This window comes from Sphingomonas sp. CCH9-F2 (genome assembly GCF_001556735.1).
GTDB lineage: Bacteria > Pseudomonadota > Alphaproteobacteria > Sphingomonadales > Sphingomonadaceae > Sphingomonas > Sphingomonas ginsenosidimutans.
This window is the reverse complement of sequence record NZ_LSJO01000277.1, coordinates 1-12757: the sequence shown is the minus strand read 5'-3', so window position 1 is coordinate 12757 and position 12757 is coordinate 1. Positions and strand designations below refer to the sequence as shown.

Genomic DNA, 12757 nt, shown 5'->3' with positions numbered 1-12757 from the left:
GCCCTGCATAGCGCGGACGTTACGCCGGGCGCGCATCCCGCCCCTAAAGCAGCGCCATGTTGCAGTCACGCGACAGCGGCATTTCTCGCGCCGACCGTGCCCGCGCTGCAACAGCGGGCGGGCGCGACTGACCCACAACCGTCACGTGGCGGCCGCGCAACCGTCACGGCCGCGTGATGGCGGCGTAATATACCGGCGGCATAGCTGGCGGGCGAGGGAGGATGACCCCGATGCAGCTGACGGACATGACGACCGACGCGACCGACGCCACCGGCCATTTCGCCGACGTCACCGACCTGTTCGATTTCGCGAACTCGCGCCCGCATCGCCCCGAACAGGCGAGCGGCGACCGCCGTCGCTATCGCACGATCTGGATCAGCGACGTGCATTTGGGCACGCGCGGCTGCAATGCCGACATGCTGATCGACTTCCTCGACCATGTCGACAGCGACACGATGTATCTGGTCGGCGACATTATCGACGGCTGGCAGCTGAAGAAGAGGTTCTTCTGGCCCGCCGCGCACAACGACGTCATCTGGCGGTTGATGAAGCGCGCGCGGCGCGGCACGCGGATGGTCTATATCCCCGGCAACCATGACGAGATGTTCCGCCAGTTCGCGGGCCTCGACTTCGGCGGGATCAAGATCCGGCGCAAGGCGGTGCACGAAACCGCCGACGGCCGCCGCCTTTTGGTGCTGCATGGCGACGAATTCGACGCGATCACGCTGTCGCACCGCTGGCTCGCGCATGTCGGCGATGCGGCCTATACCGCGCTGATGACGCTGAACCGCGCGGTCAGCGCGGTGCGCCGCAAGTTCGGCATGCCTTATTGGTCGCTCAGCAAGCATGCCAAGGCCAAGGTGAAGAACGCGGTCGCGTTCATCTCCCGGTTCGAGGAGATCGTGGCGGAGGCGGCGGGCAGCCGCGGTGTCGACGGGGTGGTATGCGGGCACATCCACACCGCCGAGATCCGCGAGATCGCGGGCGTCGCCTATTACAACGACGGCGACTGGGTGGAGGGATGCACCGCGCTGGTCGAGCATTTCGACGGCCGGATGGAGATCCTCCACTGGGCCGACGAGATCGCGCGCCGCGAAGCCGCCGAGGCCCCGCTCGCGCTGGCCGCGGCCTGAGCGCGCGATGCGGATCGCGATCGTCACCGACGCCTGGGCGCCGCAGGTCAACGGCGTGGTGCGCACGCTCGAATCGGTCATCGCCGAACTGCGCGCGCAGGGGCATGAGATACTGGTCGTCTCCCCCGCCGGGGTGCGTTCGGTGCCCTGCCCCACCTACCCCGAAATCCGCCTGGCGCTGATGACCCCGGCCGCGATCGGGCGGCGCATCGCCGCGTTCGGTGCGCAGGCGGTACATATCGCCACCGAAGGGCCGCTGGGCGTGGCGGCGCGGCGCTGGTGCCTGTCGCGGCATTTGCCGTTCACCACCGCCTATCACACGCAATTCCCCGAATATGTCGCCGCGCGCACCGGCGCCGATCCCGAATGGATCTGGCGCTACGTCCGCTGGTTCCACGCCCCCGCCGCGGCGATTCTGGCGTCCACACCGACGATCGAGGGCGCATTGCGCGACCACGGGCTGCCGCGCGTGCGCCGCTGGGGCCGGGGGGTTGCGCCGGTCTTCTCGCCCGCCGGCGCGCGGTTGCCGGCGCTGCAGGGGCTGGCCGGACCGGTATTGCTGCACGTCGGGCGCGTCGCGGTGGAAAAGAACATCGCCGCCTTCCTGTCGGCGGACGTTCCGGGGACGAAGGTGGTGGTCGGCGACGGCCCGGCGCGCGCCGCGCTGCAACGCCAGTTCCCCGACGCGATCTTCCTGGGCGCACTGTTCGCGGACGATCTGGCCGCGGCCTATCGCTCCGCCGACGTGCTGGTCTTTCCCAGTCGCACCGATACGTTCGGCCTGGTGATGATCGAGGCGCTGGCCTGCGGAACGCCGGTCGCCGCCTATCCGGTGCCCGGCCCGGTCGACGTACTGACCCCCGACACCGGCGTGATGGATCAGGATCTGCCCGCCGCGATCGCCGGCGCGCTGACGCTCGACCGCGAAACCTGCGCGGCGGCGGGCGCGCGCTTCACCTGGGCGGCCAGCGCGCGACAGTTCCTGGAGGCGCTGGAACCCTTCGGTCCGGCACTGGCACGCGCGGCGTAACCCGCCCGCTTGCCCTTGCGGGCGGTGTGCACTAAGTCGAGGCAGATTTGCGGCCGCTCCGGTAAGGGGCGGCCCTTTGTATTTATGGAGTTCCCCGCATGGCCCAGCCGCTCATGCCGCATGCCACCGCCTCCTGGCTGGTCGACAATACCGCGCTGTCGTTCGAGCAGATCGCGGATTTCTGCGGCCTGCACATCCTGGAGGTGCAGGCGATCGCGGACGATACCGCCGCGACGAAGCTGACCGGCCGCGATCCCGTCCGCGCGCACGAACTGACGCAGGACGAAATCGACAAGGCGCAGGCCGATCCCGATTACCGCATGAAGATGACCAAGGGGCCGGACCAGGTGCGCCGCACCAAGGGGCCGCGCTACACCCCGGTCAGCAAGCGGCAGGACAAGCCCGACGGCATCGCCTGGATCATCCGCAACCATCCGGAAATCTCGGACGGCGCGATCGGCAACCTGATCGGCACCACCCGCACCACCATCGCCGCGATCCGCGATCGCAGCCACTGGAACATCGCCAACATCACGCCCAAGGATCCGGTCACGCTGGGCCTGACGACGCAGCGCGAGCTGGACGCCGCGGTGTCGAAGGCGGCGAAGGCGGCCGGTATCGAGCAGCAGCAGACCGACACGCGCCTGGACGGTGACCGCGAGGCGCTGATCGCCTCGCTGCGCGCCGAGCGCGAACAGGCCAGCCGCGAGGCGGAAGGCGCAGGGGAGCCCGACCGGATCGGCGGGTTCGAGGATCCGTTCAAGCGGTAAGCCCGACCCGACGGGCGGCATCCTTCCTGCTAAGCCGCCCGCTTCACTTAGCGCGTGACATTCTCCGTCCGCCCGGCCTAGCGTCGCGGGCATGGCAACCCATTTCCAGCGCGGCCTGATCGGCGACGAAAGCCTGGTGCCGACCAGCGCCGCCGGCCTTACCTTTCCCTTCGGCGACCGCGCGCCGCAGCCGGGCGAATTGCTGACGATCGCACCCGGCATCCGTTGGTGGCGGGTGCCGATGTCGGGCCCGCTCAAGCACGTCAACGGCCTGATCCTCGACGATGGCGCGGACGGATCGGGGGAGTTGCTGGCGATCGACACCGGCACCGCCTCGCCGCGCTCGACCGAGGCGTGGCGTACGATCCTCGACGGCCCGCTCGCCGGGCAGCGGATCGCGCGCATCCTGTGCACGCACATGCACCCCGATCACATCGGGCTGGCTGGCTGGCTGTCGCGCCGCTTCGGCGATGCGCCGATCCTGATGACGCGCACCGAATGGCTGATGGCGCGGATGCTGTCGGCGGATGCGCGGCCCGAGGTGCCGGAGGAGCAGGTCGCCTTCTGGCGCGCCGCCGGCTGGGACGATGCGCAGATCGCCGAGGCGGCGAAGGGCGGCTTCGCGCAGTTCGGCAAGATGATCGCGCCGCTGCCGCTCGGCTATACCCGCATTCGCGACGGCGAGATGCTGTCGATTGGCGGCACCGCGTGGCGCGTGGTGGTCGGCAGCGGGCACAGCCCGGAACATGCGTGCCTGCTGGACGAGCAGCGTCGGATCCTGATCGCCGGCGACCAGGTGCTGCCGCGGATCAGCTCCAACGTCTCGCTCCACGCCAACGAGCCGGGGGGGGACCCGCTCGGCGACTGGCTCGCCTCGATCGAGCGGTTCCGCGCGCTGCCCGACGACCTGCTGGTGCTGCCGGGGCATGGCGATCCCTTCTACGGCCTGCACGCCCGGCTCGACGCGCTGGAGCGCGAGCATCTCGACCGGCTCGACGCGCTGGAGGCGCATCTGGCGACGCCACGGCGCGCGGTCGACTGTTTCGGCCAGCTGTTCCGCCGCCCGATCGGCCCCGACGTGATCGGCATGGCCACCGGTGAGACGCTGGCGCACCTGCGCCGGCTGGAGCTGAGCGGACGCGCCGTCCATGCGATGCGCGATGGCGTGCGGTGGTATTCGCGCGCCTGAACGCCCACTATACGCCCGATGATGTATCCCCGCCGTACCCAGAGCCAGATCATCCGCGTCATCGACCTGGAGACGACCGGCTCGCCCCCGCCCGTCCACGGCGTGTGCGAAGTGGGTTGGCAGGACGTGGCGCTGGGCGCTGACGGCCGCTGGGAATTGCAGGGCGAGGGCGGCAACATCCTGGTCAACCCCGGCCGCCCGATGCCGCCGATCACGCAGGCGGTCCACCATATCCGGGACGAGGATGTCGCCGACGCACCATGGTGGCAGGACGTCGCGCGACAGGTGCTGGACCCTTGGCCGCGCCGCATCGCGCTGGCCGCGCATCGCGCCGCGTTCGAGGAACAGTTCTGCACGCCCGCGCTGACGCATGGCGCGGAATGGATCTGCACGTGGAAATGCGCACTGCGGCTGTGGCCCGATTCGCCCAGCTTCTCGAATCAGGTGCTGCGCTACTGGCGCAAGCCCGCCGGGCTGGAGCATGAACGCGGCCTGCCCGCGCACCGCGCCTTTCCCGACGCCTATGTCACCGCGCATCATCTGCGCGACCAGCTGAACGAGGCGTCGGTGGCGCAGTTGATCGAATGGTCGAAGGCCCCCGGCCTGTTGCCGCGTGTCCGTTACGGCCCGGATCGCGGCAAGGAATGGCGTGAGATCGAGGAGGAGAGCCTGGTCAAGTTCATGACCGATCGCGATCCCGACATCCGCTTCACCGCGGAAACCGAAATGGCCCGGCGCCGCGGCGGCGGGCATGTCGGTCGGATCAGCCCGCAGGAATTGCTGCTGTAATTCGTCGGCGGGGCTGGCGCCGCGCGGTCGTGCGCGATACGCCGTCCCACGATGGCAACCCTGGATATTCGCGCGATCCTTCGGGACAAAGGGATCGGCCGCCGCCTGCGCGGGGTCATGGTGGTCGCGTTTCTGGCGCTGATCCTGGCCGGCGGCGCCGCCGTGTGGATGACCGGCCGCAGCCAGCAGCACATCCGCGCGGTATCGCACACCTATGAGGTGGAGAATGCGGTGCTCGACGCGCGCCAGCTGCTGGAACGTGGTGAGACGACGCGGCGCGGCTATCTGCTCGCGCCCGGGCAGCGCGACTTCCTAGCGATCTACCGCCGCAGCGCGCAGGCGCTGCCGGACGCGCTCAAGCGTATCCGCCGGCTGACCAGCGACAATCCGGTCCAGGTCGCCTATTACGCGACGCTGCTCGACCAGGTCCGGCGGCTCGTCGTGCTGCGCGAGGAATCGATCGCGCGCATCACGGCGGGCGACGTCGCCGGCGCGCGCGCCGCATTCGATGTCGAGCATTCCGCGCTGCCGATGGCGTCGATCCGCGCGACGCTCGACCGGATGGCGCGGGAGGAACGCCGGCTGCTGACCATCCGCGAACGCGACGTCGCCACCAGCGAGCGGATGTTCTACGTCGTCCTGGCGGTGGCGGGCATCCTGCTGGCGGTCGCGGTGGTCGCCTCGCTGCTGACCGTGCTGGGCTACACCCGCGACCTGGCGCGCTCGCACGATGCGCTACGCGCGCTCAACGCGGGGCTGGAGGATCGCGTCACCGAACGGACCGCGGACCTGACCCGCGCGAACGAGGAAATCCAGCGGTTCGCCTATATCGTCAGCCATGACCTGCGCTCGCCGCTGGTCAACGTCATGGGTTTCACCGCCGAGCTGGAGAGCGCCACCGGCCAGCTGTCGCAGCTGGTCGACCGGGTCGAGGCGGAGGCGCCGCAGTTGCTGACCGACGACGCCCGCTTCGCCGCGCGCGAGGACCTGCCCGAGGCGATCGGCTTCATCCGCACCTCGACGCAGAAGATGGACCGGCTGATCAACGCCATCCTCCAGCTGTCGCGTCAGGGGCGCCGCGCGCTGGCACCCGAACGGCTCGACATCGCCGCGATGGTCGGACAGATCCGCGAGACGCTGGCGCACCGGCTGGCCGACGCCGACGCTACGCTGGAGGTAGAGGGCGACCTGCCCGAGATCGTCAGCGACCGCTTTTCGATCGACCAGATCCTGTCGAACCTCATCGAGAATGCGGTGAAATATCTGCGCCCGGGCGTGCCCGGACGGATCGTCGTGCGCGGCCACTGCGAGGGCAGCCGCGCGGTGTTCGAGATCGCCGACAACGGGCGCGGCATCGACCCGCGCGATCATGCACGCGTGTTCGACCTGTTCCGCCGTTCGGGCACGCAGGATCGCCCCGGCGAGGGAATCGGGCTTGCCACGGTGCGTGCGCTGGTGTTCCGTCTCGGCGGGCTGATCGATCTTTCTTCTGCCCTGGGTGAAGGCGCCACCTTCCGCCTGTCGCTACCCCTTACCTACGCATCGCAGGAAACCGTCGAATGAACGCGCACCAGTCCGTCAGCATCGTCATGATCGAGGACGACGAAGGGCACGCCCGGCTGATCGAAAAGAACATCCGCCGCGCCGGTATCATGAACGATATCCGTCACTTCACCGACGGCACCAGTGCGCTCGACTATATCTTCAACGATGATGGCGGCCCGGCGCGCAACGGCCCGGCGCTGGTCCTGCTCGACCTCAACCTGCCCGACATGAGCGGCACCGACATCCTGGCGCGGATCAAGGGTGGCGACGCGGCGGTGCGACGCACCCCCGTCGTGGTGCTGACCACCACCGACGACAGCCGCGAAATCCAGCGCTGCTACGATCTGGGCGCCAACGTCTATATCACCAAGCCGGTGAATTATGAGAATTTCGCGCAGGCGATCCGCCAGCTAGGGCTGTTCCTTTCGGTGATCCAGGTCCCCGATCTCGGCGAGGGCGGTTGAGCGACGCGATGGGCCGGCGCGTCCTCTACATCGACGATGACGCGGGCATCCGCCGGCTGGTCGAGCGGGCGCTGACGCGGCGCGGCTATGACGTCACCGTCGCCGACGGCGGCGAGGCGGGCGTGGCCGCGGCGCGCGCGGGCGGGTTCGATCTGGCCGCGGTCGATCACTATATGCCGGGCATCGACGGGCTGGAAACGATGGCGCAGCTGATGCAGCTGCCCAGTCCCCCCGCGATCGTCTACGTCACCGGATCGGAGGAGACGCGCGTCGCGGTCGCCGCGCTACGCGCCGGCGCGGCCGATTATGTCGTCAAGACGCCGGGCGAGGATTTCTTCGACCTGCTCGACGCCTCGTTCCGGCAGGTGCTGGCCCGCGCCGAGCTCCACGCCGAAAAGTCGCAGGCTGAGGCCGCGCTGCGCGCCAGCAACGCCCGACTGGAAGCGCTGCTGGCCGAAGTGAACCACCGCGTCGCCAATTCGCTCCAGCTCGTCTCGGCGATGGTGCGGCTGCAGGCGGGATCGGTCACCGACGCCGCGGCGCGTGCCGCGCTGGAAGATACCGAACGCCGCATCGTTGCGATCGCGCACGTCCACCGCCGCCTCTATACCGGCCACGACGTCGAGCATGTCGACATGCGCGACTATCTCGCGCAGCTGATCCGGGAGCTGTCGGAGACATGGTCGACCACCGACCGCCCGCGTTCGCTGCTCCTCGACGCCGAATCGGTGCAGTTGCCGACCGACCGCGCGGTGTCGCTGGGGGTGATCGTCACCGAGCTGGTCAGCAATGCGTGCAAATACGCCTATCCCGACGGCCAGGGCGAGGTACGCATCGCGCTGATCCGCGAAGGCGATGAGCGGTTCCGCCTGACCGTGGAGGACGACGGCATCGGCATCGGCGATGCCGCGCCCAAGGGCACCGGCGTGGGCACCCGCCTGATCCGCGCGATGGCGCAGAGCCTCGATTCGATCGTCGAATACGATTCGGCGCACGCCGGCACCCGCGCGGTTCTGGCGGCGGCGCTGCGATAAGGGCGTTCCGGTTCAGTCGATCCGACGGCGGTTCCCGCCCAATTGCGGACATTCGGCGGCTTGGCTAGGCTTGTGCAATGCCCACCCGCGTCGCATCAGCAATTGTCACGTGTGCGGCACTGGTGCTCGCTGTGACATCCTCGCCAGCAGTCGCCTGCATAAGTGCTGATGCAGTAGACCACCACATCCTGCCAACTTTGCCGAAAACCGTCGATGCCGATGCAGTCGTGCTGAAGGTCTTGCTAGAGAAGATTCCTAATTGGGGTGCTCAGATTCACGACGAGGCGACCGTGTCGGTCTTGAGGGTTATCAAAGGGAAGTTCCAAGGCCGCAGTATTAGCCTGGCACTCCGCCCTCGAACATCCTGCGATGCCGTTGGAGTAGTAGGGCGTCCGGGGTATGTGATCCTGAAACATTACCCGTCGGGTTGGGTGGTTTCCGCCTATCATGTGGTGCGTGGCCGAACTACCGATCGCGGATCCGTCTTAACCCCTTACTGATGCGAAGGTCCGCTTTCCACCCAAACTCAGCCATTCCCAAAGTCCGATCGTTCGCGAGACCGCCGATCGATCCCGGAAGGCGACCAACCGCTCACATTGACGGCCACCAGCGAACGTTAACCCTTCGCCGCTAAGCGTCGGCGACCATGTACCACGACGCCGCGCTTCCTGCCGTCGCCCCGCGCGCCCGCTCGCGACCCGTTTCCGCCGTGTCGCACGGGGTGGGGCTGGCCGGGCTGGCCGGGCTGATCGCCTGGACCGCGACGGCGCTCCATTTCGGGATGGACGGGCCGTATGCGGCGCTGATCAACGTCGTCGCGTGCGGCGTGCCGATGGTGCTGTGGTCGCTGCTGGTCGACAAGGTGCATCGCCGCCCCTCGACCGGGATCGACTGGTCGAACGCCCGCCCGCTGCGCGACACGCTGGACATCAGCATCGTCAAGCTGACCGGGCTGTGGGCGACCTGGGCGGGGATCGCGCTGATCTACGCCACCGGACGCTTTTACTGGGAGGGCAACTTCCTGTTCGCGATGTGGTGCCTGGAACGCGCCGCGCCGGTCGTGCTGGTCGCCTCGATCCCCTATGTCCTATGGCTCGACCGTTATCTGGTGGAGCCGCGCGACGGCGCGTGGCACATGGGCGCGTGGCTGCTGGGCAGCGGCGATGCGGATCGCGAGGCGATCTATGCCCATCTGCGCGCCTGGGCGGTGAAGGCGCTGTTCTTCGCGTTCATGCTGGCGATCGTCCCCGGCAATTTCGGCGACTTCGTCCGGCTGGATCGGAGCGCGCTGCTGTCCGATCCGGTCGCGCTCGCCAACTGGCTGATCACCTTCATGTTCGTGGTCGACGTCGCCTTCGCCACCGTCGGCTATGCGCTGACGATGCGGCCGCTCGATGCGCAAATCCGCTCGGCCAACCCCTATATGGCGGCGTGGAGCGCGGCGCTGATCTGCTACCCGCCGTTCATCATGATGAGCGACGGCGGCCCGTTCGACTATCGCCCCGGCACCGCCGACTGGACGCACTGGATGCAGGGGCATCCGCTGATGCTCGCGCTGACCGGCGCGGTGCTGGTGGTGCTGACCGCGATCTACGCCTGGGCGACGGTGGCGTTCGGGCTGCGCTTCTCGAACCTGACCAACCGCGGCATCCTGACCCACGGCCCCTATGCCTGGTCGCGCCACCCCGCCTATCTGGCGAAGAACCTGTTCTGGTGGCTGTCGACCATCCCCATGCTGTCGACCGGCAGCCTGGTCGACGCGGCGCGCGCCACGCTGCTGCTGGGCGCGGTCAGCGGCGTCTATTACTGGCGCGCGCGGACCGAGGAGCGCCACCTGCGCGCCGATCCGGCCTATCAGGCCTATGACAGGTGGATCGAGCGCCACGGCGCGATCCCGCGCTTCCTGCGCTGGGCGCGCGGGCGCAGCGGCGCCTAGAAGCTTTCCTCGCCATAGACGCGCGACACGTCGCCGCCCCAGGCGCCGTGATAGCGGTCCAGCAGCGCCTGTGCCGGCACCTTCCCGCCGCGCACGATCTCATGCAGCGGCGCCAGGAAGCCTGTTTCGTCGTCACCCGCCGCATTGGTGCGCGCGCGCGCCGCAAGTCCCGCGTGCGCGATGTCGAGCACCTGCCCGGCCACGTCGCGCAACCGCCGCCCGCCCGCGATTGGCGCGTCCAGACCCAGCTTCGGCACCGCATCGCGCAGCGCCTGCCGCTCCTCGAGCGTCCAGTCCTTCACCACGTCCCACGCCGCATCCAGCGCGCCCTGATCGTAGAGCAGCCCGACCCACAGCGCCGGCAGCGCGCAGATCCGCCCCCACGGCCCGCCATCGGCGCCGCGCATCTCAAGGAAGGTCTTCAGCCGCACTTCGGGGAAGGCGGTGGACAGATGGTCGTTCCAGTCGTCCATCGTCGGCTTCTCGCCGGGCAGGACCGACAATTCGCCCTTCAGGAAATCGCGGAACGACAGCCCCGCCGCGTCGATGTACCGCCCCTCACGATAGACGAAGTACATCGGCACATCGAGCATATAGTCGGCATAGCGCTCGTAGCCGAAACCGTCCTCGAACACGAACGGCAGCATCCCCGTCCGCGCCGGGTCGGTATCCGACCAGATGTGGCTGCGATAGCTGAGGAAGCCGTTCGGCTTGCCCTCCGTGAACGGCGAATTGGCGAACAGCGCGGTCGCCAGCGGTTGCAGCGCCAGCCCGACGCGGAACTTCTTCGCCATGTCCGCTTCGCTGGCATAGTCCAGGTTCACCTGGATCGTGCACGTGCGCAGCATCATGTCGAGGCCCATCGTGCCGACGCGCGGCATGTGGCGCAGCATGATGGCATAGCGGCCCTTGGGCATGATCGGCAGCGCGTCGCGCGTCTTGTCTGGCCACATCCCCAGCCCCAGGAAGCCGATGCCCAGCTTCTCGCCCGCCGCCTTCACCTGCTGCAGGTGGCGGCCGGTTTCGGCGCAGGTCTGGTGCAGGTTGTCGAGCGGCGCGCCCGACAGTTCGAACTGCCCCGCCGGCTCCAGGCTGACCGACCCGTCGGCGCCGGTCAGCGCGATGATGTTGCCGCCCTCCTCCACCGGGGTCCAGCCATGCTGGACCAACTCCAGCAGCAGCGCACGGATGCCCCCCGGCTCGCCCCACGACGGGGCGTGGTGATCGGTGGTGGAATAGACGAACTTCTCGTGCTCGGTACCGATCCGCCAGCGGTTCGCCGGCTTCTCGCCACCGGCGAAATGGGCGATGAGCTGGTCGCGCGATTCAATGACCGCTGCGTTGCTGTTCGAAACGGTCTTCGTCGTCATGGCGGCGCCTTACTGCGCCGTGAACGCCCGCGCTAGAGGGTGCTGCTTGCGTCAGGTGAAGTGCTGCTTTTCCAGTCCCCGCCAACCGCCATCCATACCGCCACGGCCGCCGCCGCCGCGGTCTCCGCACGCAGGATGCGCGGGCCGAGCGCGATGCCGGTCGCCGCCGGGCAGGCGCGGATCGCGGCGCGCTCGTCATCGTCGAACCCGCCCTCCGGCCCGATCAGGATCGCCGCCGGTCCGGCGCGCGCGATCATCGCCTCCGCCGCGGGCACGCCGCCGGTTTCGTCGGCGAAGAACAGCGCACGCTCCGCGGGCCAGTCGCGCAGCAGCGCCGGCAGCTTCACCGCCTCCACGACCTCGGGCAACGCGGTGCGCCCGCATTGCTCGGCGGCCTCGATCATCTGGGTGCGCAGCCGCTCGGTATTCGGACGGTCGACCACGGTGCGCCGCGTCACCACCGGCACCAGCCGCGCGACGCCCAGTTCGCACGCCTTTTCCGCCATCCAGTCGACGCGCCCCTTCTTCAGCGGCGCGGCGACCAGCCACAGGTCGGGCACCGCCTCGCGCGCGCGCAGCCGCTCGGTCACGTCCAGCGTCAGGTCGCGCTTGCCGACCGTCGCGGCGACGGCCAGCCATTCGCCGGTCGCGTCGTCGAACAGCTTCACCGGATCGCCCGGCCTGATGCGCATCACCGCGACCAGATAATGCGCCGCCGCGCCGTCCAGCCGCAGCGGCCCCGCGGCCAGCGCGGTTTCCACGAACAGCCGCGGCGTCGATCGCGGCGGCCAGGCCGGTTGCGCTCCCATCCCTATCGTCCCCGCACGATCAGCATCCGCGCCACCCAGAACAGGATCGCGCCCGTCAGCGCAATCCCCAGCACCGCCGCCGCCGCGACGCCGGCCACCTTCAGGATCGCGTAGAACAATGCCTCGAAGAACCGGCCGATCGCGACCGACAGGTGGATCACCGCGGCGCGATCGGCGGCATCATCGCACGCTCACGCGCGTCCAGCGCTGCTCGCGGCAACCGAAGCCGGCGAACAGGCACCCTTGCGCGACCAGCGTCCCGCGCCCCTCCAGCCGCAACGTGCCGTCGACGCGCGCGCCGATATCGGGGACGAAGACGCTGCCCGCCCAGCTGCCGTCCTCATCGCGCTCGAACCCTTCGAACAGGCGCGCGCCGACCAGCCGGTCGGTCCCGCCGCGCGCGGCATCCTCACGCGCCTTCGGGCTGGCGGAAATGACGGTACCGCACATGCCAGGCGCATCGCGGCACGGCGCCACGCGGATACGCACGCTGTCGCCGGCATTGCGCCACACGCCAGCCAGGGGATCTGTCGCCGGCGCGGCCACCAGCATCAGAACGGAAAGAAGCATCGCCATATCCGGGATGTAGGCGCGCAACCCGGCCAAGATAAGGCAGCGGGGGGCGACGCGGGCTCGCTCTTGCGCTATCGGCGCCCGCGATGACCCCGCCCGCCGCCCACCGCCGGAC

Annotated in this window: 13 protein-coding genes; 9 read left to right on the top strand and 4 right to left on the bottom strand. The window is 69.1% G+C overall.

All coding sequences use genetic code 11. From position 1 onward, the window contains the following. Positions 1-245: 245 nt before the first annotated feature. The 9 genes from AX685_RS08305 (at position 246) to AX685_RS08265 (ending at position 9890) form a co-directional block, all read left to right on the top strand. Entirely contained in the window at positions 246-1133 is an 888-nt protein-coding gene (locus AX685_RS08305) for a UDP-2,3-diacylglucosamine diphosphatase (protein ID WP_066487450.1), read from the top strand. A gap of 7 nt (positions 1134-1140) precedes the next feature. Further along, entirely contained in the window at positions 1141-2163 is a 1023-nt protein-coding gene (locus AX685_RS08300) for a glycosyltransferase family 4 protein (protein ID WP_066487448.1), read from the top strand. Positions 2164-2261: 98 nt separating this feature from the next. Then, on the top strand, positions 2262-2933 hold the full coding sequence (locus AX685_RS08295) for a DUF1013 domain-containing protein (protein ID WP_066487446.1): 672 nt from the start codon (positions 2262-2264) through the stop codon (positions 2931-2933). Positions 2934-3024: 91 nt separating this feature from the next. Further along, positions 3025-4122: an MBL fold metallo-hydrolase gene (locus AX685_RS08290; RefSeq protein WP_066487444.1), complete on the top strand. Its 1098-nt coding sequence runs from the start codon at positions 3025-3027 to the stop codon at positions 4120-4122. Between the two features lie 18 nt (positions 4123-4140). Then, the gene (locus AX685_RS08285) at positions 4141-4911 is read left to right on the top strand and encodes an exonuclease domain-containing protein (protein ID WP_231738704.1); all 771 of its coding nucleotides are present in this window, start codon (positions 4141-4143) and stop codon (positions 4909-4911) included. Between the two features lie 51 nt (positions 4912-4962). Then, positions 4963-6474: a sensor histidine kinase gene (locus AX685_RS08280; protein ID WP_066487436.1), complete on the top strand. Its 1512-nt coding sequence runs from the start codon at positions 4963-4965 to the stop codon at positions 6472-6474. Beyond that, a complete protein-coding gene (locus AX685_RS08275) occupies positions 6471-6920 on the top strand; it encodes a response regulator (RefSeq protein WP_066487434.1) in 450 nt (149 codons plus the stop codon). Before AX685_RS08280 ends, AX685_RS08275 begins: the two co-directional genes overlap by 4 nt. An 8-nt stretch (positions 6921-6928) precedes the next feature. Beyond that, on the top strand, positions 6929-7954 hold the full coding sequence (locus tag AX685_RS08270; RefSeq protein WP_066487432.1) for a sensor histidine kinase: 1026 nt from the start codon (positions 6929-6931) through the stop codon (positions 7952-7954). Between the two features lie 646 nt (positions 7955-8600). Continuing rightward, positions 8601-9890: a methyltransferase family protein gene (locus AX685_RS08265; protein WP_066487431.1), complete on the top strand. Its 1290-nt coding sequence runs from the start codon at positions 8601-8603 to the stop codon at positions 9888-9890. Here the strand turns inward: AX685_RS08265 and AX685_RS08260 are convergent. From AX685_RS08260 to AX685_RS08250, 4 genes are read right to left on the bottom strand one after another with little or no spacing between them, the layout of a single operon-like run. Next, positions 9887-11260 (bottom strand): glutamate--cysteine ligase, encoded by a 1374-nt coding sequence (locus tag AX685_RS08260; protein WP_066487430.1) that lies wholly within the window; start codon positions 11258-11260, stop codon positions 9887-9889. The genes AX685_RS08265 and AX685_RS08260 overlap by 4 nt on opposite strands. 32 nt (positions 11261-11292) lie before the next feature. After that, entirely contained in the window at positions 11293-12069 is a 777-nt protein-coding gene (locus AX685_RS08255) for a 16S rRNA (uracil(1498)-N(3))-methyltransferase (RefSeq protein ID WP_066487428.1), read from the bottom strand. Between the two features lie 2 nt (positions 12070-12071). After that, positions 12072-12230: a hypothetical protein gene (locus tag AX685_RS21500; protein WP_176484826.1), complete on the bottom strand. Its 159-nt coding sequence runs from the start codon at positions 12228-12230 to the stop codon at positions 12072-12074. A gap of 19 nt (positions 12231-12249) precedes the next feature. Continuing rightward, positions 12250-12639 carry a DUF2147 domain-containing protein gene (locus tag AX685_RS08250; RefSeq protein WP_231738702.1) on the bottom strand — a complete coding sequence of 130 codons (390 nt, stop codon included), beginning with the start codon at positions 12637-12639 and terminating at the stop codon, positions 12250-12252. Positions 12640-12757 lie beyond the last annotated feature (118 nt).